Below are 25776 nucleotides of genomic sequence, written 5' to 3' on the forward strand. Positions count from 1 at the left end.
TCAACTCCTAAATTCCAGCGCTTACGCAAAATCTCTCTGTAACCCTCTTCCCTTCGCTTCCTTCGTCCCTTCGTGGTTCATTTTATTAAAAATGGTCATCACTTCTACCAAATCTCTCGCTGATAAAGTTCGCTCTGACTTCCCAATTTTACATCAGGAAGTTCACGGTAAACCCCTGGTTTATCTCGATAATGCGGCTACTTCTCAAAAGCCTTTAGCTGTATTAAATGCTTGGCGTGATTATTACGAACAATATAATTCTAATGTTCATCGTGGCGCACATTTTCTCAGTGGAAAGGCTACTGATGCTTATGAGGGTGCGCGTGATAAAATTGCTAAATTTATTAATGCAAAATCACGCCAAGAAATTGTTTACACTCGCAATGCAACCGAAGCTATTAACTTAGTTGCTTACAGTTGGGGAATGAGCAATTTACAGCCGGGAGATGAAATTATTCTTTCGGTAATGGAACACCATAGTAATATCGTTCCTTGGCAATTTGTCGCCCAAAAAACAGGCGCAATATTAAAGTTTGTTGAATTAACACCGGAAGAAACTTTTGATTTAGAACAGTTTAAAAACCTGATTTCTGACAAAACAAAACTGGTTTCTATCGTTCATATTTCTAATACATTGGGTTGTATAAATCCAGTTAAAGAAATAGCCGAAATTGCTCACAGATACGGTGCGAAATTCTTACTTGATGCTTGTCAAAGTGTTCCCCATACTCCTATTGATGTCCAAGAACTGGACTGTGATTGGTTGGTAGCTTCTGGACATAAAATGTGCGCTCCTACTGGCATTGGTTTTTTATATGGTAAGCTGGAATTACTAGAAGCAATGCCGCCATTTTTCGGTGGTGGTGAGATGATTGCAGAGGTATTTTTAGACCATTCCACATACTCAGAATTACCCCATAAATTTGAAGCTGGTACTCCGGCTATTGGAGAAGCGATCGCACTTGGTGCAGCGATAGATTATCTTACTAATATCGGTATGGATAAAATCCATGCTTATGAAGCTGAATTAACTGCCTATTTATTCGAGCAATTAGGGCAAATACCCCAAATTAAAATCTACGGACCAAAACCTAATGCTGAAGGGCAAGGGAGAGCCGCATTAGCAGCTTTTACGGCAGAGGGTGTCCACGCTAATGATTTAGCAACATTGTTAGATCAAGAAGGTATTGCAATTCGTGCTGGACATCATTGCACGCAACCATTACACCGTTATTTGAGTTTATCAGGAACTGCACGGGCAAGTTTATCTTTTTACAATACTCGTGAAGAAATTGATATTTTCATCAAAGCATTGAAGGAGACTTTGGACTTTTTTGCTGGTGTGTTTGGCGATTGAGAATAGTTAAACGGGCGGTTAGAAACCGCGTCTACACAAACAAAACCCACCTGCGTGGGTTTCAAATCTTTGATTTTTTCTTAGTCCGCGCAGGCGGACTTCGTTTGTCTAGCCGTGAATTCCATTCGCCAAGGCTGAAGTTGACTAAATCCCTACCCGCAGAATCTTAGCAGTATTGTATTGAATCCTGACCCTAATGAAAATGTTGCATATACATATACAAAGTTAGTAATTTCTAGGAAAATATGCCATAACAGAAGCGAAGATACTCCGATAATTAGGTTTCTATAGATGAAATATTCTCAGATTCAATTTAGCCAAAGCCTTGCGGATATTGATCTTTCCCAACTCCAAGAACTGTTTAATCTGGCTGCTTTTTGGGCAAAAGGACGTAGTATTAAGGATTGGGGTATAGCTCTTGCTAACAGTGAACCTGTTATTTCTATCTGGGATAGGGAATTATTAATTGGTTTTGCTAGAGCCACCTCTGATGGCATCTATCGCGCTACAATTTGGGATGTTGTCATTCATCCAGATTATCAAGGTAACGGTTTGGGTAGCAAGTTGGTGGAAACGGTTTTAAGTCATCCCAGAATGCAGAAGGTAGAGCGTGTATACTTAATGACAACGCACCAACGGGAGTTTTATGAAAAGATTGGTTTTCAAGTCAATAATACCACAACAATGGTTTTAGATAATCAATCTAATTTTGATGCTTTTGTCAGTGAAGAGATTTGTTTGCAAGAGTCTCTATAGGTATGGATATTTGCAGTCTAGTTAACTGCGATGTTTCTTTGTGGTTGGTGGGAAAAGGCAAAATTTCTAATTTTCCTCCCATCAATTCTACCAAACGTTGATTGAGTGAAAGTTTCATTCCTGGTGACAAATCTATATTTTCTTGAGTTGTTTGAGGTTCTGATTTCATCAAATCTAGAGATTCATTTGTGATTACTGTATCAGTGGGTACGTCTAACCAAATATTGACCCAATTATCTGGAGATTGTAAGTTGCTAGAAAGATGTATATTCCCTTCTTCCATGTTAGCAACTGTTGTATCTATCAAATTAATTAATACTTGTTTGAGCCAATGGTAATCTGTCAAAATCTGAATTTCTGGATCTGACGGTGATAAAATAAAAGGATAATTGCGGTTAACGGCTAGTAAATAAGTTAGTTCATAAACTTCCTGGAGAAATTCACTTAATTGAAAAGCCTGAATATCTAATTTATTTCTACCAGATTCGATTTTGGAAACATTGAGAATTTCATCAATTATTTTCAATAATTTCAGAGATTTTTCGTAAGCTTGTTGGACAAACTCTCGTTCTTCTTGGGGATTTTCACACAAATCTGCCAAAATCAGTTGATGTAAACCCATCATACTCCCTAAAGGCGATCGCAATTCATGACCAATCCTAGCTAAAAAACCCCCTTGAAATTGGCTCATTTCCCGCGCCTGATAGTAGGCTAATTGGGTTTGCTCTAATTCTGCCAAAAGTGGGTTTTCTTGCTGTTGTGGAGCATTTTCAACGGGAACGGATGCAGATTTGCTAGACTGAAGGAATAATCTACAAAAACCTATTCCTAATCCTATTCCCGCGCCTAAATATAGCCAGTTACTAAAATCCATAATTATCTAATTTAATACTACCTTGTCGTAAAATCTGCCAATTGTTCCCTGTCCATTTAGCAACGGTGGAAGGTATTCCCAAACCTTGGTATTCCGTTGATTCTAATGTTAAAACCTCTGGAAATTGAGCTTCTATAGCTGCTTTGGTTTCTAAAGCTGGTTGTCCTGATAAATTAGCGCTAGTTGTCGCCATTGGACCAGTTTGCGCCAAAATAATTTGAGCAACTGGATGATTGGGGACGCGAATTCCAATAGTAGTCGGTTCAACAGGATTCATGACAGTGGGAATTTTGTCACTAGCTGGTAAAACTAAAGTTAAAGCACCTGGCCAATATTGATTAACAATTTTTTGCCAGGTTTGATATTCTCTTTGGCTACCTTGAACATAATCCCATAAATCTTCGGCTTTGGCAGCCATTAAGATTAAAGGTTTATCAAAACTGCGTTGTTTCGCAGCATAAATTAATTCTGCTTGTACTGGTATGGTGGCTAATGCAGGGACGGTATCTGTAGGGAAACTAATGAGTTTTCCCGCTTTTGCAGATTCTATTAGGACTGATAATGAAAGATTCATAAAGATGGTTTTTCTGCTGGTGTTTTGAGTTAAGGATGATTTTTTTGATATTATTATCATAGTAGAAATGGGGTTTAAAAACATGACTCAACTAACACCAAAACAACCAGCAAGAAGAGGAAGAATTTTCCCTGAGTTGACTTTATCACCGGAAGAATTGGCTAGACGTAAGGCTGAAAATGAGGCATTTCACAAACGTTGTCGGGCAATTTTTGAGCGTGTTCGTCCTGAGTTGATTAAAGAACATTATAATTGGTATATTGCCGTAGAACCTGATAGTGGTGATTATTTTGTTGATCAAGATATAGAAGTTGCTAGTCAGCAAGCACGAGAAAAACACCCTCATGCTGTACATTGTATGTTTCGGTTGAATGAAATTGGAGCAGTTGGGAGAATATGATAGAGGGTTATTTTGGTGATGGGGGGCAGCTATTTTTTGAAATTGATTTGATTAATGCTGATGCTTTAAACTTACCTGTAGAGACAATGTTAGATACTGGCTTTACAGGTTTTCTAGCAATTAATAAACAAGATTTAGAAGCACTAGATTGGCAGTTTATTCGGGAACAAGAATTGATCACAGCCCAAGGAGAAAAAGCTTTTGATTTATATTTAGGTAAAGTGATTTTGGATGATCAAGAGTATGAAATTCCTGTTTATGCTGGAGATGAATTAACGGAGATTTTATTGGGTTCTCGCTGGTTGGAGTTTTTGCCTTTGGTGGTGAATTTTCAAGCTGGTGTTTTGACTTTAGGATGATTTTTTGGATACTATTATAATAGTACAAATGGGGTTTAAAAACATGACTCAACTAACACCAAAACAACCAGCAAGAAGAGGAAGAATTTTCCCTGAATTGACTTTATCGCCGGAAGAGTTAGCTAAACGTAAAGCAGAAGATGAACAATTTTATCAACGTTGTTGGGCAATTTTTCAAAGATTACTGCCTGAGTTGATGAAAGAACATTATAACTCGTATATTGCTGTAGAACCAGATAGCGGTGATTATTTCATTGATCAGGATATGGAAGTCGCTAGTAAAAAATCACGGGAGAAACATCCTAATGTGATACATTTTCTATTTCGCATCAATGAAACAGGGGTAACAGGAAGAATATGATACAGGGTTATTTTGGTGATGAGGGGCAGCTTTTCTTTGAAATTGAATTAATTACTGCTGAAGGCTTAAATCTGCCTGTAGATGCTTTATTTGATACTGGATTCACAGGCTTTATGGCTATTAATAAACAAGATTTAGAAGGATTGAATTGGTCATTTATACGCAAGCAACGTTTACGCACTGCACAGGGAGAGTCAAGATTTGATATCTATTCAGGTAAAGTGATTTTGGATAATCAAGAGGATGAAATTCCTGTTTATGCTGGAGATGAATTAACGGAAATTTTATTGGGTTCAGCGTGGTTGGAGTTTTTGCCTTTGGTGGTGAATTTTCAAGCTGGTGTTTTGACTTTGGGATGATTTTTTTGATATTATTATAATATTAGAAATGGGGTTTAAAAACATGACTCAACTAACACCAAAACAACCAGCAAGAAGAGGAAGAATTTTCCCTGAATTGACTTTATCACCGGAAGAGTTGGCTAGACGTAAGGCTGAAAATGAGGCAGAGTATCAACGTTATCGAACAATTTTTGAGCGTGTACGTCCTGAGTTGATCAAAGAACATTATGGTTGGTATATTGCTATTGAGTTAAATAGTGGTGATTACTTAATTGATCAAGATAAAGAAATTGCACATCAAAAAGCCCGCGATAAATACCCAAATGCTGATCATTGCGTTTTTTGTTTGAATGAATCTGGAGCAACTGGGAGAATATGATAGAGGGTAAATTTGGTGAAAAAAAGCAGCTATTTTTTGAAATTGAGTTGGTTGCTAATGATGGTTTAAGTTTGCCTGTGGATGCTTTATTTGATAGTGGTTTCACAGGCTTTATGGCTATTAATACACAAGATTTAGATGGACTTAATTGGAATTATGTAGATAAAGAAATTCTGCGAACTGCTCAGGGTGAAATCACGTTTGAAAGATATTTGGGTAAGGTGATATTGGATAACCAAGAGTATGAAATTCCTGTTTATGCTGGAGATGAATTAACGGAGATTTTATTGGGTTCAGAGTGGTTGGAGTTTTTGCCTTTGGTGGTGAATTTTCAAGCTGGTGTTTTGACTTTGGGATGAATGATTTTGGGGAAATAAACCACGAAGGCACGAAGAGCGCGAAGGTAAGAAAAGAAGAGAGAAAAGAGTATTTTTAATTAATTGGTAAGTCGCGTAGGTAGTAGAATTTATCTGTTTTCCAATCGGTTCCTTTTTCTCTTCCTAAGTAACCTGTTAATGGTGATGATAATTCTATTAAAATGTCGTGCATTTCTTGAATGTTCAATATAGTTTGTGGTGGATTAGAAACATCATAAACACCCTCAATATACTCAATTCCCACTTTTTTGTCAGCCTTTTTAATTAACTGCACTAAATGCGATCGCAATTTAATCTCTTTTTCTACTTTATCTATATATTCATTAATTTTATCATCAATTTGTCCTGGTTCTAAGTATTGCTTTAATTCAATTAAGTTTATCGCACCTGGATATTTTGCTTTGAGTTCAACTAATTTTTGTAATGTCATAGCTTTGATAATACTGACTTTCCATTCTTTTGATGATTTGAGATTATCTGAAGTAGCGTTACCTGGACCTATTACTAATTTTGGTGAATTCAGAAATTTATCTGCACCTAAGTGCATTCCACCTAGTTTAAGTAATTCCTCAACTGTACCACTAGGAATACTTTTACCTGCTTTACATTCACACACTAAAGGATAAGGTTGTGAACAATATAGATCTAAACCTCCCGCACCACCTTTATAAGCAGTTTCAACTTTAAATCCTAAAAAATCAAGGCTATCCCGTGCGATGTTTTCAAAGTCTGTACCTGCTTGATAGCTATTTTTTTTCTCTTCAAATTCTATGCTTCTATCTCCTAAAGATGCTATGGTTTTTATCCAAGTTAAATCAGCATCTATTGTATTTGTAGTTGGTGCATTACTCCAACCTAAAAATACTTTAATTTCATTTTCTAATTGTTGTGCTACTGGGTTATTATTGGCTATTTGCGATAATGTACTTTGCAATTCTTCTAATTCAGGATGTAGGGGAGGTTGGCGGTTTTCTAGTTGTTGTTTACGTTGATTAAATACATAATCACTTAATACGGGTTTATCTTCAGATACAGAAATATTATTAGGTAAAGGTGCAAATTTTCCTAGTTTTTCTTGAATGTTGGGAATAGCTCGAATTTCCAAAGGTTCAGGTAAATGATAAACCCGCAAATAAGCCAGAAAAAAATGCGGACGGTTTTGTAATATTTCCTGAAATATTTCTGGTTTCCAGATTGTTAATTGAGATAACATATCTAAAGGAGTTGTTTGATCTAGAATTTCGCAAAGTTCACATTTAGCCCATGCTTTAATTGAAAGCACATTTACTGAAGTGTCAACAGGATAAAGAGCAAATTTTTGCCCAGGAGTCAGCAATTTACGAGGAATTGCGGCAATAATTTGCCCTTGTATTAAAGCTTCAACATCGGGCGCAGGTAAACATAAAGCGTTATAAATTGAAACGTATTTATTCATAATTAATTAACCAAATAACTCATCTAAACCACCATCATCATTATCAATAACATCATCATCTCCCCAATCGGGAGCATCATCAACTTCAGGTATCTCACCAGATGGATCACTTAAAATTTCTCTTAATAACAGATTATCAAATGTAATCTTATTCTGAGAGATAAAGTCAAAAATCTGTTCTTCTGTTAGTTTATAATTTTGTCGCTTTTGATAAATAGCTAATATGGCTACAAGTGGGCGAATTTGATCTTCTATTAAATCTACATTTTCTCCCCCTTTGTGTAAAATCAACTCATTCAGCAAACTATATGTTGCTGCTGTTTTTTTCATTTGTTTTATTTTGGAATGAGAACGCACTAAACAACCACGGGTTAAATCAAAAGTATGATAGTCATTTAACCGTTTTAAACACGCATTTAATGTAGATTGAGAATCTTGGATAACTGCTACACCGATTTTTACTTCTTTACCATTTTCATTGCCAATAATTTTGAAGTTGATAAAATTTTTATTGTGTGCTTTGGGCTTGATATCATTTGTAAGTTCTTCAATCATGACTCCTTCTAACGTCTGTCCTTTTAAAGTATTAAAGCCAAAATATAGAGCTTCAGCGATAAGAGAACTATCTTCTATATATTCTTCAATCTTGGCTTCACTTTCTCTTGTAAAGGCTAATTCAAACCTTTCAAATGGATCATCAGAAAGTTTCTCTTCTTCAACCTTAAAGTTATCAGCACACCACCGCAAAGCTTCTCTAACAGTTGGTTTATTTTTACCGTATTCTCTCAGATGACTTTCTTCAAATGGGTAAAGTATATGTGGAGGAATTAAATTTTTTGAACTATAATATTCTCGTAACCACACCGTTGCTAACTGTACCATGTAATCAGCACTAACAGGTTTTAAATCTATTGGTTTTCGTTGTGTAAATTTGGAAATTCTATCAGGCGTACCACCTTGAATGGAGTTTACTTTATCTCTCCATGTTTCCGGTAACATAACTGTCAGAATAACCACGCCTTGACTAAGGTCTGAATTTTCCAAAGTATCATGGAGAATTTTCACGAAATTAGCAATTACACTTTCTGTTGGGAACCCATCCTCAGTGGAGTTATTTTTAACATCTATTTCATCAAAACAAATAATAATCGAGTTGTAATAACCAACTAAATTCAAAATTTGTTGAATATTTTTAAGAGCCTCAGCTTCTCTATCTTGATTAGTTTTACTAGGATTGGGTAATCCCAATTCATCAGCATTTAATTGAGCTAATTCTTCACCAGATAGCCATTTAATTGCAAAAGGGGCTTGTGTTTCTGAAAGTGTCCATAGAATAGCTCGAATAATATAAGGATCTGCATCAGACTTATTTCTAATAATCTGTTTTTGCAGAGCATTCATTAAGTTTTTATTTTTAGCCAAACTACTTTTATAAGCGTGGTCAAATCTTTTGACTAACTCTGCTGGAGTAGGAGGATTTTCTCTACCTTCGTTGGCCATAGCTGCGGCAATTTCTTGCCATTGCATGACTTCTTGACTACCAGTTTTACTAAGACTATCTGCTAAAGTTTGCTGGAATTGGTACTTAACAAAATTTAAGTCTGTATAGTTATTACCACCTGCATAAACAAATAAAGCACAACCCACTTTTTCTAGTTCATGACGAATACGACTCAAAAGATGGGTTTTACCAACTCCCTGCTGTGCAGTAATAGCAATTGAAGTTACTTTATCTTGACTAGATTGACTTTTGCGAACAAACTCAATGGCTTTAAAAACTTGATTAGAAGCATGGGCATTTAATGTGGGTACGTCGGGGACTCCTTTTCCCCAAACATCTTGTTCTTTAACAATCCCAGCGTTAATAAATGGATTGTGACTATTAATTGCGGCGTTAACGGCTTCTATGGGAGAAATAGGGGTATTTGTCATGGTGATTTGGTATGGTGCGAGGAACTAAAAACTGCGGGGATAATTTGATTAACTCAAGCGTTTAGCATAAGAACGTAGTTGTGTACCAGGTATAGAAATTGAATCTTCCCGTTTATCAGAGGTAAAATCTGGTATTTCCCCGGCAATTAGCTGCAAAATGTCATCAGCTTGCATTTCTACTAGCCATTTATTGAATTTTTCACGGCTAACTTGTTCACCTATTTCTCTTCTAATCCGATAAATAGGTACTAAATCATCTAGGCTATAATCTTTATTCAACTTGTCATAAACAGCCAACGCGACAGACTTAAACTCCTCATAAGAACCAATCACCGCACCACCAGACGCAACCGGCGCAGCAACTACATTAATTTGACCTATCCACCGCAACAAGGCATTAGCCGCCCAAGTCCCCACAATAGTTCCCTCAAACTTAAACTCACCACTACGCAAACCCGCACCCAATACATCTAAACCGATTGGTGACTTGAGAGTATAACCAGTCTTAGAAACAGTAACAGCCCCCTGTTCCTGTAAATCCTCTAAAATCCCCTTATAGTCCGCCATTTTCTGACCCTTAGCCACTATCCGCTTCGTCAGCAAACCTTTTTTCACTTCCTGTTCATTTGCTCCTAAATCCCACAACGCAAGCAGCAAGCGAGTTTTAGCATATAAAGTCTGTAAATTTTGGGCTTGGGCGTTCATATTCAGTATCCTACTTAACTAAAAAATATTATAAGTATTTTATTTGTTACTAGGACAAAGATCAAATAATATTGACTCTTTTGATGTAAATAAGACAAATATCAATATTTATGACTTATGCTGCAAATACCCTGAACAGGTAAGGGTAAAGCATGAGCTAAACCCCTACATTTATACTCAGGATTGGGATATTTTTTGAGTAGGAAGTCCCTAATTGCATATTTCCGCAGAGGTAAGAAATTAGAGTCGCTTATATCAGCAGCAAGATGGAAGACCGACAAAAATAGTTCATGATTACATACAAATACTATACCCATCTTTTTCTAGGTACGAAAAAACAAAAGCTCAAATCTGCCTTTGTGTCTGTACGGAGATTAAAGAGTTGTAAATAATAGGAATAAGAATGAAGACTATATATAAAGAGCGTAAACTCGGTTTACGCGTGCAAGCAATACTGATGTCTACATTACTCTCAGTTCTTTTATTAACAGGCTGTGGCGGTGGTTCTCGAAACGCATCAGTACCACCACCTGTTGATGATACAGCAGGTAGAAACATGAGCGATCGCTCTTTAGTAAATCAACCCGAAGCCAAAAAAGGATTATCCACAGGTCAGAAAGTGGCACTTTTAGGGGGAGCAGCCGCTCTTTACTATCTCTACAACAAACAAAAAAACGCTCAAGGAACAGGAGCAAAAGGCAAATATTATCTCTCCAAAAATGGGCGCGTATATTACCGTGATGAGCAAAACCGCGCTCACTGGGTAACTCCTCCCCCAGATGGTATTCGTGTTCCCGAATCAGAAGCGCAAAAGTATAGTGACTTCCAAGGCTATAACGGACGCACCACAGGTCGGGATCTCACTCAATTACCAGAAGCAACACAATAAGGAAACAGATCATGGTTAACGACTTTTTGCAAAAAGCGAAAGATTTTTTAGTAGGGTTAGGCGATAAACGAGATCAAGAAGAAATCCGTCCACCTCGTGATGACCTCAACGAAGCCAATTTTGGTAATGTTCGTCCCGCCAGTGAAGACCCATACGGCGACCCCGCCAATCAAGGTAACTTTGGTGATGTTCGTCCCGCCAGTGAAGACCCATACGGCGACCCCGCCGACCAAGGTAACTTTGGTAATGTTCGTCCCGCCAGTGAAGACCCATACGGCGACCCCGCCGACCAAGGTAACTTTGGTAATGTTCGTCACGCCAGTGAAGATCCTTATGGTGACCCCGCCGACGAGGAAAATTAACTATCTGGTGAAAATTAAATCTGCGTTTTCCACAACCCTTGTAGAGACGTTCCATGGAACATCTCTACTTTTTTGGAGATATCTATTTCGGCGTTGCTGATAGCCTGCGTGGCGTAGCCATATTGAGGTATGAAATTCCCAAATTGAACATTTACAGCGATTTCCAATCATATAAGGTACATCCTAGCCCCCTCATCGCTTGCGGGGAGGGGGTTGGGGGTGGGGTTCTTATTCCAGGTTTGATGACAATTTGCTGTAAAACTCAACCCTCAGTGCGTCTTTGCGCCTTGGCGTGAGACTCAAATTCATACCCTTAATCAGCAACGCCGACATCTAAAATTAAGCAAACTCTTCCAACTGTGACAACTTTAACCAAATATTGGGCGTTGGTACTTGTCCAAACTTCACCAAAGCATAATCACCCTTGATATCCACAATTTCCCCTTGGGTTTCAAACAAATAACTAGGTAAACGGGAATCACTAGCTTGAGCTTCTAGACTATTTTCCAGCTTTTCCCGAATAGCCCGCACCATATTGCCTTTTTTAATAGCCATAAGTTCCCCTCATTCCAAAATAAACGGTTTTATTAAAAATTTTAGCCGACATCATCCCCATATTTCCGCCCGCGCCATTGCTTGGGAGTGTGAAATGCAGATAAAAAGATGCGTAGCACCGCTAAAGGGTCAGCCAAAGGAGAAAGCCAGAATAACCCACCACCAGTGGCATCTTTGCGATCATAGGAGGGAGCGATCGCGAGTAATAAAGCAAAACGAATCACCACCAAAAATATATTCAATCCTAACAACAGCATTAACGGCAGTGTAAAAATCAAAGAAGGAAGCAATAAATAACCGAGTAAAATCAAAATAGGTAAACCCTGCACCGCCGACAATACCCATAAATCCCCCCAAATCTGAGCAGGAGAAGCAGCATCCTTCAAATCTAAGCTGCGTCCCCATTCATTCCAAGTTTCCCACGCCCCCTCATACATCCTCACCCTTAGCACCTTCGCCCCATCCAAAAAGCCCACCTTAAAGCCCTTAGCGGCAATATTCCGTGCCAAAGTCACATCATCACAAAAAGAACCCTTCGCGCTGCTGTAACCATTCACAGCCTTTAACACAGACCGACGACACAAAAAACACTGACCATTAGCCATCACCCGTTCCGGTTGTTCAGTATAAATCCCCGTCGGATCAAATCTATACAACAACGTCATCAACAAAGCCGGTTGTAACCAGCATTCCCCCGGATACTTGAGAATAAACTGTGGTGATAAAGATACCAAATCATAACCTTGAGCGATCGCCGTTTTCACCAAACTCGCCACCAAACCAGCATCAGGTTGGATATCTGCATCCATACCCAAAAACCATTCACTCCCCTCAGAACTGAACAAAAAACCATTATGCAACGCCCAAGGACGACCCACCCACCCAGAAGGTAAAGGATCATCCGTCATCACCCGAAAGCGTGGGTCAGTCGCTGCTGCCGCTTTTACCAAATCGGGAGTACCATCTTGAGAGCGACTATCAACCACAATAACTTCCCGAACTTCATAACTTTGGCGACTCAAACCAGCCAAAAGCGGACCAATCCGCAACGCCTCATTTAACGTCGGTACAACCACACTCACACTGCCTAAAAGTTCCGGTGTCGGCTGTTGTGGTATTAAAGCTGGATCACGTCTAGGACCCTTCAGCAAACGGGAAAGCAAAATCGCCGTTGCCGGTACTTGGACAAGTAGCAATAGGAGTGGAATAATATTTAGCAATTTTAACCCTGACTTTTTGTATAAACTAGCTAGTTTAAATCTTCTCGCAATTTAGGCAAATTGACGTGAACAATTTATTGAAAATCCAGTTCCCCTCTCGAAGAGCGGGGAGGGGCTAGGGGTGGGGTTTTATGACAACCAACAGGCAATTTCCAACTTGTGTATACACCGTAGCCCCGTTGCGAGGAGAGGTCAAATTATTTTCGTCGAACTCACGTTGAATTAATGGATTTGATGATTCTCCCCAACCTCAATGTGATCTCGATCCTCAATTAGCACATCTACTTAATCTTTCAATTCTTTAGTTTATCTAAAATCACGTCTAAGTTATGAAATTCCCTTTCTAAGATAGAGACAGCGATAGAAAATCGCCATAAATAAACACGACCTCATAGCAAACTGCTAGGAAGAAACTAATATGACTCAAGGATCAGAATCTTTGGACTTATCCACAGATAAAGCTTTAGATCGTGATTGTACAACATTATCCCGCCACATCCTCCAACAACTACAGAGTTTTGGACCCGATGCCCAGGATTTAAGTGCGCTCATGAACCGCATCGCTTTAGCGGGTAAATTAGTTGCCCGTCGCTTGAGTCGTGCTGGTTTAATGGAAGGAGTTCTTGGATTCACTGGAGAAGTCAACGTCCAAGGAGAATCCGTCAAAAAAATGGATGTTTACGCCAACGAAGTATTTATTTCCGTCTTCAACCAAAGCGGCCTAGTCTGTCGTCTGGCTTCCGAAGAAATGGATAAACCCTACTATATCCCCGAAAACTGCCCCATCGGTCGTTATACTCTACTTTATGACCCCATTGACGGCTCATCCAACACAGATAACAATCTCAGTTTAGGTTCTATCTTTGCCATTCGTCAGCAAGAAGGAGCAGACTTAGATGGTGAAGCCAAGGATTTACTTACCAATGGTCGCAAACAATTAGCAGCCGGATATATTCTTTATGGACCCAGCACCATGCTGGTTTATACAATAGGTACAGGAGTACATTCCTTCATCCTTGATCCTAGCCTGGGTGAATTTATTCTCTGTCAAGAAAATATCCAAATGCCCAATCACGCCGCCACTTATAGCGTTAATGACGGCAACTTCTGGCAATGGGAAGAACCTTTTAGAGAATATATCCGTTATGTTCATCGCACGGAAGGCTATAGTTCCCGTTACAGTGGTGCAATGGTCAGCGATATTCACAGAATTTTATTACAAGGTGGAGTATTTCTCTACCCAGGAACACTACAAAAACCAGAAGGTAAATTACGGTTACTTTATGAAACCGCCCCTTTAGCATTTTTAATTGAACAAGCTGGGGGTGTGGCAACAACAGGAACAATGGATATTTTAGATGTCGTTCCCACCAAACTACACCAACGCACCCCATTAATTATTGGTAGTAAAGAAAACGTAGCCAAAGTCATGTCTTTTCTGAAAACAGATAATTAGACAAAACCCCAACTAATTAACAATGAAACTTCCTGTTCTAAGATACAGTTTTTTATCACAAAACCCGTAGGGGCGCAGGGGCTGCGCCATCTATTCCATTTCATAAGAACGAGAATCACTGTAAATTCTGGACTCTAGATTCTTTACCCCAGATACCTGCAACAATCATTCCGTGTCTTTTCTGTGTCATTCATGAACTCTTTAAAAGGCAAAGTCAAGCTATTCTCACCTGTAGAGGGAATTGGGGAAATAGAGAATGATCAGGAAATGGGGAGATGAAGAAATGTGAGATTTACTCTTGCCTCTTGCCCCTTCCCTCTTGCCTCTTTCCCAAACCCAAATCCCAAATCTAAAATCTAAAATCTAAAATCCTATGGTCAGTTTGTTAGAAAATCCATTGCGTGCCGGTCTACAGCAGCAAGGGATGCCCGAACCACAAATAATTGTCATCTTTGGCGCGTCTGGAGATTTAACCTGGCGGAAACTAGTTCCAGCATTATACAAATTGCGGAGAGAAAGACGGATTCCCGCAGAAACCACTATTGTAGGCGTAGCCCGTCGGGAATGGAGTCATGAATACTTCCGTGAGCAGATGCAAAAAGGCATGGAAGAAGCCCACGCTAATGTAGAACTAGGCGAACTTTGGCAAGACTTTTCCCAAGGTTTATTCTACTGCCCAGGGAACATAGACGACCCAGCCGGCTACCAAAAACTCAAAACCCTATTAGCAGAACTAGACGAAAAACGGGGAACACGCGGAAACCGGATGTTCTACCTTTCCGTCGCCCCCAACTTCTTCCCCGAAGCTATCAAACAACTAGGACTAGGGGGAATGCTAGACGACCCTGAAAAACATCGTTTAGTCATCGAAAAACCCTTTGGACGTGATTTAGCTTCCGCCCAAAACCTCAACCAAGTAGTCCAAAAGTTTTGTAAAGAAAACCAAGTCTATCGCATTGACCACTACTTAGGTAAAGAAACAGTCCAAAACTTGCTGGTTTTCCGCTTTGCTAATGCCATTTTTGAACCTTTGTGGAATCGGCAATTTGTAGATCATGTCCAAATCACCGTAGCTGAAACCGTTGGTGTAGAAGACCGGGCTGGTTATTATGAAACCGCCGGCGCACTCCGGGATATGTTGCAAAACCACCTCATGCAGCTTTATTGTTTAACAGCAATGGAAGCGCCCAACGCTATGGATGCTGATAGTATCCGTACAGAAAAAGTCAAAGTGCTACGAGCTACTCGATTAGCGGATGTGCATAATCTCTCAAAATCAGCCATTCGTGGTCAGTACAGTGCCGGCTGGATGAAAGGACAACAGGTAGAAGGGTATCGAAATGAACCGGGAGTTAATCCTGAATCTACCACCCCCACCTATGTGGCGATGAAATTTATGGTAGATAACTGGCGCTGGAAAGGTGTTCCTTTCTACCTGAGAACTGGCAAGCGGATGCCCAAAAAAGTTAGTGAAATTGCCATTCACTTCCGCGAAGTTCCCTCCAGAATGTTCCCCTCCGCATCCCAGCAAGCCAACCCCAATGTTTTGACCATGCGGATACAACCCAATGAAGGTATTTCCCTCCGCTTTGATGTAAAAATGCCCGGTGGTGATTTCCGTACTCGTTCCGTAGATATGGATTTCAGCTATGGTTCTTTTGGGATTACAGCCACTTCCGATGCCTATGACCGCCTCTTCCTTGATTGTATGATGGGCGACCAAACTCTATTCACAAGAGCAGACGAAGTAGAAGCAGCTTGGCAAGTAGTTACACCAGCCCTATCTGTATGGGATTTACCCGCAGATCCAGCAACCGTTCCTCAGTATGAAGCCGGAACTTGGGAACCAGAAGAGGCAGAATTATTAATTAACCAAGATGGTCGCCGCTGGCGCAGACTTTAATTAGTCATTAGTCATTGGTCATTGGTCAGTAGCAAAATAACTGACAACTGGCAACTGACAACTGGCAACTGGCAAAGAACAACTGACAAAGAACAACTGACAACTGACAAATATGATTTCCCAAGCACCAACAATTTATTCTTTACAAGCGCCCAAGGATGTTTCCCTCACCGAAATTGAAGCAGAACTGACTAAAGTTTGGCAAAGTTACGGTATTCAGGGAGAAGACGGTGGTTTACCCGCTGCTACCCGCGCCACAACATTCACTTTGGTGGTTTACGAACCTGAAGAAACCCAGTATTTGTTAACTGCAACAGGTTTTTATACGGGTCCTATTGATGGCATTTTGGGACCGCAAACAAAAACAGCATTGCAGGAATTACAGAAAAAGCATCATCTTCCAGAAACTGGTAGTGCAACACCAGAAACTCTGACTGCTTTGCGGCAAGAATATTTCCAAAAGCAGCACACCGGACCAAATGGAGATAGTCATGGTGCCGCTATGGGCTATACTTTCAGTCCTACAAGTCCCACCATTGCTGACGAAATTGCTATCCGTAACCCCTGCCGAATCATTGCTTTATGTCCTATTGCTGGGGATGATGAAGGGGTAAAGGCTCAAGTTTCTGCCTATTGCCCAATTCAAAAGCAGTCTTCTAGCACTCTTGTTTGCTGTGAATATATTACACTCACTGGTACTGCTGCAGCGTTAGAACGCATTGGGGGCATGATTCCCGCTTTATTGATTGGTGGTTTACCTAAGTTCCTCTGGTGGAAAGCGACACCGGATGCTGCCAACCCTTTGTTTAAACGATTAGCCGCAGTTTGCAATAATGTCATTGTTGATTCTTGCAACTTTAATACACCAGAAGATGATTTACTCAGCTTGCAAAAGTTAGTAGAATCTGGTGTACCTTTGGCTGATTTGAATTGGCGGCGGTTATCTGCGTGGCAGGAGTTGACAGCACAAGCTTATGATGCGCCTAATCGTCGGGCTGCTCTTAGAGAAATTGATCGTGTCAATATTGATTACGAAAAAGGTAATGCTGCTCAAGCACTGTTGTATTTGGGTTGGTTAGCTAATCGCTTAGAATGGCAACCAGTTTCCTATAAACAGGAAAATGGTGATTATGACATCACTTCTATTCAATTCCTGTCTCAAGACCAAAAACACATAGAAGTTGAGTTAGCAGGTGTTCCCATTGCTGATATTGGGGAAATTGTCGGCGATTTAATTGGTTTGCGGTTGAGTTCTACTAATATTCAAGCTAATTGTGGAACGGTGATTTGCTCAGAAACTGGCGGCTGTATGCGAATGGAAACTCATGGTGGCGCTCAGTCGTCTGGTTTGTTCCAACAGGTTACTTCTCTTTCGGAACAAAAGGCAGAGGCTTTGTTGAGTCAACAGGTGCAACGCTGGGGACGTGAAGCTTTGTTTGAGGACAGTCTAATTGCAATTGGTAACACTATTAAGTTAGGCAAATAGTTAATGGGTAATGGGTAATGGGTAATGGGTAATGGGTAATGGGTTAGTTGTCAGTCGTCAGTTGTCAGTCGTCAGTGGAAAATATTTTCCCCCTGCCCTCTGTCCCCTGCCCCCTGCTTCTTTCCTGTTCCCTATTTTCAACATTAAAAAACCCGGCTGAACCGGGCAGATGTACTGTTTGTCAAGTGTTAGCTAATGATAATTATTGGTTGATTTCACAAGTTAAAGGACAAGCTGCATAAACAGTGGTTTGGGTTTTTTCAGCTTCATCATGTAACCAATTTAACCATTTTATTTGCTTAGGATGAATACCTTTAGCTGTTAGCACCCCAGCAGCAATTAATACTGCCATGACATTAAACGTTACTAAACCACCGGACACAATCAACACTGCACTAGCAGGCATCACGGATTGCAAAACAATGGATAACAAGCAACCGACAGTAGCCATTAATACAACCAATGGAAAACCAACAACTAACAAGCACACTGCCAACGTAAATGTCCAGATTAAAAAGCTTCTCATCATTAACAAGGAGTGGGTTCGAACTAGATTAGAGCTTTGAGCCGAAACCATGACTTTTCCTCCTAATACACAGCAAGTTTAAATTTCAGTTTTTTATCACTCGAAAGCGAATTAACTGATTTTGTTTCAGTGAAACTTAGTATATAAAACCTTAGCTCCAAAATGAGCATTTCTTTACTAAAGTTTACAGTTGATTTTTTCTGCTTATGAATGAGAATTCACATATACCCACAGGTAGGGGAGGGAGTTTTGATGTATGCCTTGAGAGATATGGACTAACGGTAGATGAGAAGCGGATCTTGATCCCCGCAATCAGATTGCCCAGATGCTTAACATTTCTTATAGAAAACGATCTTATTTCTCATAATTTATCAAGAGGTGATAAAAAATAGCCTGTAGGTAGTTGGTAATTCTGAATTTTCTTCGCTTTTACCCGTCTCTCTACCCTGAATTATTTGATATTATTAGTTACTAATACATTACGTAAATATTACGGAAGATCAAGGATAATCAGTATGTGTTAAAAAATATGTATATTGGTGAATAATCGCCGAAAAAAACTGCATAACAGAGGCAGGGGCAAGGGGCAGAGGGAAAATATTTTCTACTGACAACTAACAACTGACGAATAACCAATTACTACTTAACAAAGTTGAAGATATATGACAGAATCACAACCATTTAGAATGCCGCCACCTTTACCAAAAGTAAAAGTACAGCCTCCGGTGGCAAATTTAGAAATGAACTATCAATCGAGAAATGGCTAAACATATTATTACGATTGGCGCAATCTCTCCGAGGTCGTGTTTAATTGACAATTAACAATTGACAACTGACTAATGACTAAGTTGAATCTAGACAAACTTTCTAAACCCCAGTTGTTCAAGGGTATTGCCTTGTTTACTCCTGGAGGGGATTTGATTTATTGTATTGACCCTAGTAAGCAAGGACGATGGCATTTAAATTTATGTGCAGCTTTGCAGGAAATTCTTGATTTACCGGAGCCGCCACATTTTTTGGTGCCTTGTTATACTGCAACTATTGATCACTGGTTAAATCCTCGGACGCAACAAGTGCAAATTTTTGCGGAAGCTTATGCGGCGGTGATGAGGCATCAGCCTGTATTGAATGCGATTTTTGGGACTGGGGAGTTGGTGTGGCAATCAGCACCTTGGCAGGATGGGTTGTGCGATCGCTTGGTCTTATCAACTTATCGCTCGACATTTCCTCAGCTTTGGCAAGATCATGATTTAATTGTGCGTTTAGATTTTGCTGATTCTCCCTCGCAATACCAGCCACCAGTTGTCAATAGACAACCAGTGGTACAAAATATTCAAGGACCTCCAGGCTTTGTTTTGCGCTTGTTTGTTGCTGGTCATAGTGCGACTACAGAAAAAATTTTACAGAACTTGCACGAATCCTTAGAGCGATCGCTAGGATATCCTTATACTCTCAAAGTTATTGATGTCCTCACAAATCCAGAACAGGCAGAAATAGATCAAGTTTCCGCTACTCCTACTTTAGTTAAGGTTTGGCCTCATCCAATTCGGCGGATGGTTGGTAACTTAGATAACATGGATAAATTATTACAAATGTTAGCAGGACAATAGACAACTGGTGACAAAGAATGTATAGACTCAAAAAAAGTTATAATTTATCGCTATTTACGAAGTTTGATCTTTAATAGGATTTACGCATTGACAAGATTCCCCAAATATGTGGCGTAAATTTTATCCCTTGTAGGGTGCGTCAGACACGATATTTTGACAAAAAAACAGATTCCCTCTATCTGACGCACCCTACTCAATAAGTTATTCCCAAAGCCGAAAACGACGCAATTTCCTTCATTCATATCATGGTAAATTAGTGAGCGTGCGTAAGTCCTATTTAATATTAAAAATAAGGAATTTCTGTGATTATGAACCTTACTTGGTTAGATAGTAATAGTTGGTTAATTGAAATTGGTGAACAGCGGATACTAATTGACCCTTGGTTAATTGGTGATTTAACCTTTAATAATTTAGACTGGTTATTTAAAGGGTCTCGTTCTCAGGATCAGTCAATACCAGATAATATAAACTTAATTTTGCTTTCTCAAGGTTTAGAAGATCATGCACACCCACCCACCCTAAAGCAGCTTAACAAAAATATTCCAGTTGTCGCTTCCCCCAATGCTGCCAAAGTTGTCAGACAACTGGGTTATCAACAAATAATTAGCCTCAATCATGGCGAAACCTTTACCTTAAATCAACAAGTAGAAATCAAAGCTTTTCCTGGTTCTCCCATTGGACCCACCCTATTAGAAAACGGCTATCTGCTCAAAGATTTAGCAAATAATTCCACACTGTATTATGAACCTCATGGCTATCATTCCCCTCAACTCAAAGAAATAGCACCCATTGACGTAGTAATCACTCCAATCATTGATTTGAGCTTATCCTTACTCGGTCCGATTATTAAAGGAATGAATAGCGCCCTAGAAGTAGCAAAATCCGTAAAACCTCAATTTATCTTCCCTACCGCAGCCGGAGGGGATATTTTGTTTGAGGGACTATTGGTAAAATTCCTGCAAGAAAAGGGAACTGTGGCAGAATTTCGCACATTGCTAGAGAAAAACAATTTAACAACCCAGGTAATTGCGCCTAAACCCGGTGAAGAAGTCATAGTTTGAATAATTTAAAATCAATGATAGTTTGAGGATGTTATAATCTGCGATTTAAGGGCTTGATGTAAATATATCTACATCAAGTTTTCTGAATATCTGTGTGATTAACTATGGCAAAAATTCGTGTTTCCCTAGCCTTGAGTATAGCAACCTTAGCCAGTGGTTTCTTGTTAGCCGCTTGCGAAAATCCCAATCCCCCATCATCTACTGAAAGTAGTACCACTTCCCCAAGCGCTACTAATACAACCAGTGATACTAAAGGATTGAAAATTGGTAGTTTATTACCCACAACAGGTGACTTAGCTTCCATTGGACAACAAATGGTTGGTTCAGTTCCCTTATTAGTAGACACAGTTAACGCTTGTGGGGGTGTTAACGGTGAAAAAGTCACTTTAGTACAAGTAGACGACCAAACAGATCCTAAAGCCGGTGCTGCGGGAATGACCAAATTAGCAACCTTAGATAAGGTAGCTGGTGTAGTCGGTTCTTTTGCTAGTAGCGTTTCCACTGCGGCGGTTTCTGTGGCTGTACCCAATAAAGTCATGCTGATTTCTCCTGGTAGCACCAGCCCGGTATTTACCGACAAAGCTAAAAAAGGTGACTTTCAAGGCTTTTGGGCGCGGACTGCGCCTCCTGATACTTACCAAGCATTAGCTTTAGCCCAACTTGCTAAGAAAAAAGGTTTTAAAAGAGTTTCCACAGTAGTTATTAACAATGACTATGGCGTGGGTTTTGAAAAAGCATTTGTAGAAACTTTTGAAAAATTAGGCGGAACAGTAGTTAATAAAGATAAGCCTGTGCGCTACGATCCTAAAGCCCAAACCTTTGATACAGAAGCAACTGCGGCTTTTGCTGGGAAACCAGATGCGGTTTTAGGCGTATTATATGCGGAAACAGGGAGTTTATTTCTCAAAGCTGCTTATCAACAAGGTGTCACGAAAGGCGTACAAATTTTACTCACGGACGGCGTAAAATCTTCTACTTTCCCTGACCAAGTTGGCAAAGGTAGTGACGGCAAGTATATTTTATCGGGGGCTATTGGGACAGTTCCTGGTTCTAGTGGTCCGGGTTTGGAAAACTTTAATAAACTTTGGCAAGAGAAAAAAGGCGGTTCACCTGGAGAATACGCACCTCAATCTTGGGACGCTGCGGCATTGTTGGTATTAGCCGCCCAAGCTGCTAAGGACAATACAGGGGTTGGTATTTCTAGTAACATTCGGGAAGTTTCTGCTGGTAGTGGTACACCAGTTAGCGATGTTTGTGAAGGATTGAAGCTACTTAAAGCAGGAAAACAGATTAATTATCAAGGCGCAAGCGGTGATGTAGATGTTGATGCTAATGGTGATGTCATTGGTACTTATGATGTCTGGACTGTGGGCGATGATGGCAAAATCAAGGTGATTGATAAGGTGAGTCCTAAGTAGGGGAAGCAGGGAGCAAGGAGCAGGGGAGAAATTTCCTTCTTCTTCCTTCTTGACTCCTGATAGCGTAGCGTGGCGTTAGCCATACTCCTGGCTTCTAAAAACCAGTAAAGTTATAACCGACTCCTAATAAAATTCCCACATCAGTCTTATCAAAAAATCCAGCGTTGACGGCGGCTGTGGCGGTTAATCTGCTATTGAGAGGTACGTCCATACCACCAGTGACTAGCAAAGCAGCTTCAGTGTTAGACTTATCACCTGTTTGAATAGCTGCACCTAGTCCAATATAAGGAGCTATGGGTAAGGGTTCTGTAAATGGATCTGGTGATTTAAAAGCAAAGTCGTAAGTAATAGGAGCAAGAAATGTTGTATCTGTTCCTAATATTACTGATGGTCTAACTGATAAGGTTTTGGTCAGACCAATTTTACTGATAACAGTGAAATTACCATCACTCAAAGCTGAAAAGCTACCAGATGCACCAACATTGAGACCAACACCAATATAGCTACTACCACCACGAGTGGCTCTACCTATGCCAATCGGACTTTGTGCTATTTGATTGGATGGTTCTGTTTTTTCGGTAGCTTGTGTAGAACCAGAATTGAGCATAACTGATGAAGTTTCTACAGTTCCTGGTACGGGTGTGATTGTCCGACTGGCTATTTCTTCTGTAGCAACGGTGGATATTGATGTTTGGTTGGTGGGAAGAACAATTGTTGCTGGTTCGACTGTCTGAGCATTTACGGAAAGTCCGCTACCTAAAACTACCAAAGCTGCAAGACTTGGTAAGGCTAAACAAGTTTTACGAAAAATAATATTACTCATGTTCACTCCTCAATAAATTAAGATTGATACCTATCTAGATATCATCTCAAGTTAACAAATTTCGTTAATACTCACCATTTAACACCAAAAATCAAAATTCGGATCTTGATTTTGTTTAATTAACTAAGCTGCGTAAAAAATTTACATCAAAAGCCAAGAGAATTTTCCTCCTGACTCCTGTTGTACCTTATGAAATATCTAGCAATTGTCTCAAGAGCATTTGATCGTCTAGTTTAGCTTTTAAGCGCCCTTTTTCCACATCACGAATCCAGCTTTGGCTTTTTTCCATCAACTTGGCTAGTTCCCTTTGGGAGAGGTTCATTTTTTTACGTCCTTCTATCACCTCTTCCCCTAGCAAATTACCTGTTTGTTGATGATTGCTTTTTGTTTTAGTGGGGCGACGTTGTTTTTTATCTGATTCTGAACGATTTTCCCAATCGGTCGGGAGTTCAAAAGATAAAATGCGTGCATTCAGAAGTAAATTCCATTTACCACGTGGTCCGCTGTCTGTGAGGCGATTTTCACCACTACCATCATTAATCCAAAATTCTAACGCTTCCTCTGGATCTTCCGGTATATCTACTAATTTTGCCCACAAAGGCTGAATTTCTGGGGGATAGGTAACAGGATCAAATAATGGTTTGATTCCATAATGATTGAGAACTTCTAAATCATTTTCATAGGCTTTAAGTAGGCGTTTCCGTTCTTCCCTGTGTCTGGAAGCTTGGGTCACTTTTTCCTCGCCATAAGCAACGCGCAGCAAGGTAGGAATAGTGATGCGTTGTTCTCTACCCATTTTTGTTTTAAATAATAACCAAAGCATAAGTCTAACAGCACCTTCGTGTTGTTGCCACAGACTCATAACTGTGGTGAGTAGAGTTTTGGGAAGACTGCCATATTGATAAAATGTGGTTCGTTCTTTGCATCCTTGTCTGTTGAAGAAATGTTTAGTCCAAATTCCAGCTTTAATTGTAAATGTCAGTCCCACTAAATATTTACAACCTTGATCATCTTCTTGAAAATGGTGTTGGGTATCTGTCAAATTCCATAAATAACTATCTTTAATGGAAAAACTGGGAACTCTACCTTGTTGTGGCCAGTCAATAGAAACCATGAGAGAACAAGTCTGAGAGACGATATTTTTAATTAAACCGAGTTTGGCACTTTTGCTGAGGTCTTTACGTTTTTCTAAGCCCAAATACTGTTCAATTTGTCGTTCATCAATGGTAAATTCTTCTTCCCAAGGTTGATCTAAGGCTGTAATTTGAGCAGCGAAAATAAGATGGATACAAGCAGCACGGATGTCTAAATAATCAATTGTTTGTGAATTATTAGCACGGTTGTTAACTGGAAATAGGTCTTGAAGATGAAAGGAAATTTTTCCTCGTCCTTGATTAACTAAGCGGCTGTAATGTAAATTACCATCCTCATCTTTTTCCCATTGTAAAGATGTTCGTTGTGCTAATAAATTACAAGCTTCCCAGATAACAATGGCTGAGGCAAAGGGGTTATTCTTACCATTAGAAAATAGATCGGGACTGGTAGCATCTCGTGGTTCAATTTTACATCTCCCTTTTTTGGCGTGTACAGGGATAGGCGCATTTGTGGGACAGGCAATTACACATTGTGGTTGTGAATAATAGCCATCACAATTATTACAAAGGGCAGGATCAACCCAATATTCATCATCTTCGATTTTAATTGCACCCGTAGGACATAGGGGTCGGCAGTTGTCACATCCCACGCAACTGTGGTTAGGAATTATATGCGGCATAGGAAGTGTTCCTACTTTAATCGTTGAGATGTTTGGCTCAAGTCTCCCCTTAATGTGTCCTTTTGATTCATAACTCGCTACCAAATTACCTCTATAACGAGAAGATATGTTTCTCGCCTGATTAATTACTCATAGGGTGAATGAAGCCAGATTTTGTAGCTATTTATATTTTGCAAAGTTGGGCTTCATTGCTTCTTCATTAACTATACTTTTCATAAAGATTTCAATAAGATTGTTCAGTATGAGCTTGGCAGAATTTCTTAATATTTACCTGGATATTTACTGTCATAATGTTTATTTTGGGCTATATAAAATATGTAAAATGTTTTTGAAGAACATCTTATAGCCCTAGGTTGGATTGTTCGCGTCAGCCTTACGGAGTAATGGAACAAAACTCAACAAGGTGGCGAAAATGTTGGGTTTCCTTTGTCAACCCAACCTACGTGATTTAGGATGTGAAGAAAATAGTTCAAAAATAGAGGAAATAATTTTTTTAAGTTTGTATTTACTAATACTGTTAGTAGAATATTTTTATCTAATTAGAAAATATTTGCAAATAGGAGGTTAATGAAGCTAATAATAATGGGCGCTAATTGATTATTATTCTTATTGAATGGGGTATTTTTAGACGCATTAATTGATATTTATTGAGAAAATAACTTTAAACAAAATTCTGGAAACCTTTGATTAATCAGCTTTTTATCCAAGCACACTAGATAAATTTATCAATAAGTAATATCATTTAATAGTTTAAAATAAGCAAAAATAAATAATATTATTTAGCAAGTCATCAAAATTTGATAAAAAAGTTAACTTTTGTGATTGAAAAAATGAAATATCAGG

Annotated in this window: 26 protein-coding genes; 16 read left to right on the forward strand and 10 right to left on the reverse strand. The window is 39.4% G+C overall.

Translation table 11 applies throughout. The annotated features are described in order from the left end of the window. Nucleotides 1-91: 91 nt before the first annotated feature. Together CA730_RS21460 and CA730_RS21465 are read left to right on the forward strand one after the other, a co-directional pair. The gene (locus CA730_RS21460) at nucleotides 92-1357 is read left to right on the forward strand and encodes a cysteine desulfurase (RefSeq protein ID WP_096670392.1); all 1266 of its coding nucleotides are present in this window, start codon (nucleotides 92-94) and stop codon (nucleotides 1355-1357) included. Between the two features lie 291 nt (nucleotides 1358-1648). Beyond that, nucleotides 1649-2113 carry a GNAT family N-acetyltransferase gene (locus tag CA730_RS21465; protein WP_096670394.1) on the forward strand — a complete coding sequence of 155 codons (465 nt, stop codon included), beginning with the start codon at nucleotides 1649-1651 and terminating at the stop codon, nucleotides 2111-2113. Here CA730_RS21465 and CA730_RS21470 read toward each other — a convergent pair. Next, nucleotides 2079-2987, reverse strand: a complete 909-nt coding sequence (locus CA730_RS21470) for a sensor histidine kinase (protein ID WP_096670396.1) — start codon at nucleotides 2985-2987, stop codon at nucleotides 2079-2081. The genes CA730_RS21465 and CA730_RS21470 overlap by 35 nt on opposite strands. Next, on the reverse strand, nucleotides 2977-3561 hold the full coding sequence (locus CA730_RS21475) for an L-threonylcarbamoyladenylate synthase (RefSeq protein ID WP_096670398.1): 585 nt from the start codon (nucleotides 3559-3561) through the stop codon (nucleotides 2977-2979). Before CA730_RS21475 ends, CA730_RS21470 begins: the two co-directional genes overlap by 11 nt. Before the next feature lie 82 nt (nucleotides 3562-3643). Here CA730_RS21475 and CA730_RS21480 point away from each other — a divergent pair, with 82 nt between their 5' ends. The 6 genes from CA730_RS21480 to CA730_RS21505 are packed head-to-tail and all read left to right on the forward strand — an operon-like array spanning nucleotide 3644 to nucleotide 5760. Continuing rightward, nucleotides 3644-3961, forward strand: coding sequence for a hypothetical protein (locus tag CA730_RS21480; RefSeq protein ID WP_096670400.1), 318 nt, complete (start codon nucleotides 3644-3646; stop codon nucleotides 3959-3961). Then, entirely contained in the window at nucleotides 3958-4320 is a 363-nt protein-coding gene (locus CA730_RS21485; protein WP_039204228.1) for an aspartyl protease, read from the forward strand. Before CA730_RS21480 ends, CA730_RS21485 begins: the two co-directional genes overlap by 4 nt. Before the next feature lie 43 nt (nucleotides 4321-4363). Continuing rightward, nucleotides 4364-4681 carry a type 2 periplasmic-binding domain-containing protein gene (locus tag CA730_RS21490; protein WP_027401848.1) on the forward strand — a complete coding sequence of 106 codons (318 nt, stop codon included), beginning with the start codon at nucleotides 4364-4366 and terminating at the stop codon, nucleotides 4679-4681. Continuing rightward, a complete protein-coding gene (locus CA730_RS21495) occupies nucleotides 4678-5040 on the forward strand; it encodes an aspartyl protease (RefSeq protein WP_096670402.1) in 363 nt (120 codons plus the stop codon). The genes CA730_RS21490 and CA730_RS21495 overlap by 4 nt, the downstream gene beginning before the upstream one ends. 43 nt (nucleotides 5041-5083) lie before the next feature. Further along, nucleotides 5084-5401 (forward strand): hypothetical protein, encoded by a 318-nt coding sequence (locus tag CA730_RS21500; RefSeq protein WP_039204224.1) that lies wholly within the window; start codon nucleotides 5084-5086, stop codon nucleotides 5399-5401. Beyond that, a complete protein-coding gene (locus CA730_RS21505; protein ID WP_096670404.1) occupies nucleotides 5398-5760 on the forward strand; it encodes an aspartyl protease in 363 nt (120 codons plus the stop codon). Before CA730_RS21500 ends, CA730_RS21505 begins: the two co-directional genes overlap by 4 nt. A 73-nt stretch (nucleotides 5761-5833) precedes the next feature. Here CA730_RS21505 and CA730_RS21510 read toward each other — a convergent pair whose 3' ends face one another. The 3 genes from CA730_RS21510 to CA730_RS21520 are packed head-to-tail and all read right to left on the reverse strand — an operon-like array spanning nucleotide 5834 to nucleotide 9850. Next, entirely contained in the window at nucleotides 5834-7213 is a 1380-nt protein-coding gene (locus tag CA730_RS21510; RefSeq protein WP_096670406.1) for a DUF1802 family protein, read from the reverse strand. A 6-nt stretch (nucleotides 7214-7219) separates the two neighbouring features. Next, on the reverse strand, nucleotides 7220-9145 hold the full coding sequence (locus CA730_RS21515) for a P-loop NTPase fold protein (RefSeq protein WP_096670408.1): 1926 nt from the start codon (nucleotides 9143-9145) through the stop codon (nucleotides 7220-7222). A gap of 48 nt (nucleotides 9146-9193) precedes the next feature. Then, nucleotides 9194-9850 (reverse strand): hypothetical protein, encoded by a 657-nt coding sequence (locus tag CA730_RS21520; RefSeq protein WP_096670410.1) that lies wholly within the window; start codon nucleotides 9848-9850, stop codon nucleotides 9194-9196. A gap of 403 nt (nucleotides 9851-10253) precedes the next feature. On the opposite strand from CA730_RS21520, the gene CA730_RS21525 reads away from it, so the two are divergent. After that, the gene (locus tag CA730_RS21525; protein ID WP_096670412.1) at nucleotides 10254-10739 is read left to right on the forward strand and encodes a hypothetical protein; all 486 of its coding nucleotides are present in this window, start codon (nucleotides 10254-10256) and stop codon (nucleotides 10737-10739) included. A gap of 11 nt (nucleotides 10740-10750) precedes the next feature. Beyond that, a complete protein-coding gene (locus CA730_RS21530; RefSeq protein ID WP_096670414.1) occupies nucleotides 10751-11101 on the forward strand; it encodes a translation initiation factor in 351 nt (116 codons plus the stop codon). Between the two features lie 339 nt (nucleotides 11102-11440). Here the strand turns inward: CA730_RS21530 and ndhO are convergent, their stop codons facing one another. Continuing rightward, nucleotides 11441-11656 (reverse strand): NAD(P)H-quinone oxidoreductase subunit O, encoded by a 216-nt coding sequence (ndhO, locus tag CA730_RS21540; RefSeq protein WP_027401856.1) that lies wholly within the window; start codon nucleotides 11654-11656, stop codon nucleotides 11441-11443. A gap of 41 nt (nucleotides 11657-11697) precedes the next feature. Further along, nucleotides 11698-12876, reverse strand: a complete 1179-nt coding sequence (cruG, locus tag CA730_RS21545) for a 2'-O-glycosyltransferase CruG (RefSeq protein ID WP_096670418.1) — start codon at nucleotides 12874-12876, stop codon at nucleotides 11698-11700. 418 nt (nucleotides 12877-13294) lie between these two features. Between cruG and fbp the strand changes: the two genes are divergently transcribed. From fbp to opcA, 3 genes are all read left to right on the forward strand, one after another. Beyond that, nucleotides 13295-14332: a class 1 fructose-bisphosphatase gene (fbp, locus tag CA730_RS21550; protein ID WP_096670420.1), complete on the forward strand. Its 1038-nt coding sequence runs from the start codon at nucleotides 13295-13297 to the stop codon at nucleotides 14330-14332. A 373-nt stretch (nucleotides 14333-14705) separates the two neighbouring features. Beyond that, nucleotides 14706-16235, forward strand: coding sequence for a glucose-6-phosphate dehydrogenase (gene zwf, locus CA730_RS21555; RefSeq protein ID WP_096670422.1), 1530 nt, complete (start codon nucleotides 14706-14708; stop codon nucleotides 16233-16235). 112 nt (nucleotides 16236-16347) lie between these two features. Beyond that, the gene (gene opcA / locus CA730_RS21560; protein ID WP_096670424.1) at nucleotides 16348-17721 is read left to right on the forward strand and encodes a glucose-6-phosphate dehydrogenase assembly protein OpcA; all 1374 of its coding nucleotides are present in this window, start codon (nucleotides 16348-16350) and stop codon (nucleotides 17719-17721) included. A 202-nt stretch (nucleotides 17722-17923) separates the two neighbouring features. On the opposite strand, the gene CA730_RS21565 is transcribed toward opcA, so the two are convergent. Further along, on the reverse strand, nucleotides 17924-18298 hold the full coding sequence (locus CA730_RS21565; protein ID WP_096670426.1) for a hypothetical protein: 375 nt from the start codon (nucleotides 18296-18298) through the stop codon (nucleotides 17924-17926). Between the two features lie 788 nt (nucleotides 18299-19086). On the opposite strand from CA730_RS21565, the gene CA730_RS21570 reads away from it, so the two are divergent. From CA730_RS21570 to CA730_RS21580, 3 genes are all read left to right on the forward strand, one after another. Then, nucleotides 19087-19857, forward strand: a complete 771-nt coding sequence (locus CA730_RS21570) for a circadian clock KaiB family protein (RefSeq protein WP_096670428.1) — start codon at nucleotides 19087-19089, stop codon at nucleotides 19855-19857. 308 nt (nucleotides 19858-20165) lie between these two features. Next, on the forward strand, nucleotides 20166-20918 hold the full coding sequence (locus tag CA730_RS21575) for an MBL fold metallo-hydrolase (protein WP_096670430.1): 753 nt from the start codon (nucleotides 20166-20168) through the stop codon (nucleotides 20916-20918). Nucleotides 20919-21022: 104 nt separating this feature from the next. Continuing rightward, nucleotides 21023-22336 (forward strand): ABC transporter substrate-binding protein, encoded by a 1314-nt coding sequence (locus CA730_RS21580; protein WP_096670432.1) that lies wholly within the window; start codon nucleotides 21023-21025, stop codon nucleotides 22334-22336. A gap of 94 nt (nucleotides 22337-22430) precedes the next feature. On the opposite strand, the gene CA730_RS21585 is transcribed toward CA730_RS21580, so the two are convergent. Both CA730_RS21585 and CA730_RS21590 read right to left on the reverse strand, forming a co-directional pair. Further along, on the reverse strand, nucleotides 22431-23159 hold the full coding sequence (locus CA730_RS21585; protein WP_096670434.1) for a hypothetical protein: 729 nt from the start codon (nucleotides 23157-23159) through the stop codon (nucleotides 22431-22433). Nucleotides 23160-23346: 187 nt separating this feature from the next. Beyond that, nucleotides 23347-24933 (reverse strand): helix-turn-helix domain-containing protein, encoded by a 1587-nt coding sequence (locus CA730_RS21590; RefSeq protein WP_096670436.1) that lies wholly within the window; start codon nucleotides 24931-24933, stop codon nucleotides 23347-23349. Between the last annotated feature and the right edge of the window lie 843 nt (nucleotides 24934-25776).

It is taken from the genome of Dolichospermum compactum NIES-806 (assembly GCF_002368115.1).
In the GTDB taxonomy this organism is placed as follows: Bacteria; Cyanobacteriota; Cyanobacteriia; order Cyanobacteriales; family Nostocaceae; genus Dolichospermum; species Dolichospermum compactum.

Excerpts from the sequence above, each read along its gene's own strand:
- CA730_RS21505 (WP_096670404.1), top strand. The coding sequence starts at position 5,398 with ATGATAGAGGGTAAATTTGGTGAAAAAAAGCAGCTATTTTTTGAAATT.
- CA730_RS21510 (WP_096670406.1), bottom strand. The coding sequence starts at position 7,213 with ATGAATAAATACGTTTCAATTTATAACGCTTTATGTTTACCTGCGCCC.
- CA730_RS21485 (WP_039204228.1), top strand. The coding sequence starts at position 3,958 with ATGATAGAGGGTTATTTTGGTGATGGGGGGCAGCTATTTTTTGAAATT.
- opcA (WP_096670424.1), top strand. The coding sequence starts at position 16,348 with ATGATTTCCCAAGCACCAACAATTTATTCTTTACAAGCGCCCAAGGAT.
- CA730_RS21575 (WP_096670430.1), top strand. The coding sequence starts at position 20,166 with ATGAACCTTACTTGGTTAGATAGTAATAGTTGGTTAATTGAAATTGGT.
- CA730_RS21520 (WP_096670410.1), bottom strand. The coding sequence starts at position 9,850 with ATGAACGCCCAAGCCCAAAATTTACAGACTTTATATGCTAAAACTCGC.
- CA730_RS21465 (WP_096670394.1), top strand. The coding sequence starts at position 1,649 with ATGAAATATTCTCAGATTCAATTTAGCCAAAGCCTTGCGGATATTGAT.
- CA730_RS21530 (WP_096670414.1), top strand. The coding sequence starts at position 10,751 with ATGGTTAACGACTTTTTGCAAAAAGCGAAAGATTTTTTAGTAGGGTTA.
- fbp (WP_096670420.1), top strand. The coding sequence starts at position 13,295 with ATGACTCAAGGATCAGAATCTTTGGACTTATCCACAGATAAAGCTTTA.
- CA730_RS21590 (WP_096670436.1), bottom strand. The coding sequence starts at position 24,933 with ATGCCGCATATAATTCCTAACCACAGTTGCGTGGGATGTGACAACTGC.
- CA730_RS21475 (WP_096670398.1), bottom strand. The coding sequence starts at position 3,561 with ATGAATCTTTCATTATCAGTCCTAATAGAATCTGCAAAAGCGGGAAAA.
- CA730_RS21580 (WP_096670432.1), top strand. The coding sequence starts at position 21,023 with ATGGCAAAAATTCGTGTTTCCCTAGCCTTGAGTATAGCAACCTTAGCC.
- CA730_RS21480 (WP_096670400.1), top strand. The coding sequence starts at position 3,644 with ATGACTCAACTAACACCAAAACAACCAGCAAGAAGAGGAAGAATTTTC.
- CA730_RS21525 (WP_096670412.1), top strand. The coding sequence starts at position 10,254 with ATGAAGACTATATATAAAGAGCGTAAACTCGGTTTACGCGTGCAAGCA.
- CA730_RS21570 (WP_096670428.1), top strand. The coding sequence starts at position 19,087 with ATGACTAAGTTGAATCTAGACAAACTTTCTAAACCCCAGTTGTTCAAG.
- CA730_RS21565 (WP_096670426.1), bottom strand. The coding sequence starts at position 18,298 with ATGGTTTCGGCTCAAAGCTCTAATCTAGTTCGAACCCACTCCTTGTTA.
- zwf (WP_096670422.1), top strand. The coding sequence starts at position 14,706 with ATGGTCAGTTTGTTAGAAAATCCATTGCGTGCCGGTCTACAGCAGCAA.
- CA730_RS21460 (WP_096670392.1), top strand. The coding sequence starts at position 92 with ATGGTCATCACTTCTACCAAATCTCTCGCTGATAAAGTTCGCTCTGAC.
- CA730_RS21500 (WP_039204224.1), top strand. The coding sequence starts at position 5,084 with ATGACTCAACTAACACCAAAACAACCAGCAAGAAGAGGAAGAATTTTC.
- CA730_RS21585 (WP_096670434.1), bottom strand. The coding sequence starts at position 23,159 with ATGAGTAATATTATTTTTCGTAAAACTTGTTTAGCCTTACCAAGTCTT.
- CA730_RS21470 (WP_096670396.1), bottom strand. The coding sequence starts at position 2,987 with ATGGATTTTAGTAACTGGCTATATTTAGGCGCGGGAATAGGATTAGGA.
- CA730_RS21515 (WP_096670408.1), bottom strand. The coding sequence starts at position 9,145 with ATGACAAATACCCCTATTTCTCCCATAGAAGCCGTTAACGCCGCAATT.
- CA730_RS21490 (WP_027401848.1), top strand. The coding sequence starts at position 4,364 with ATGACTCAACTAACACCAAAACAACCAGCAAGAAGAGGAAGAATTTTC.
- CA730_RS21495 (WP_096670402.1), top strand. The coding sequence starts at position 4,678 with ATGATACAGGGTTATTTTGGTGATGAGGGGCAGCTTTTCTTTGAAATT.
- ndhO (WP_027401856.1), bottom strand. The coding sequence starts at position 11,656 with ATGGCTATTAAAAAAGGCAATATGGTGCGGGCTATTCGGGAAAAGCTG.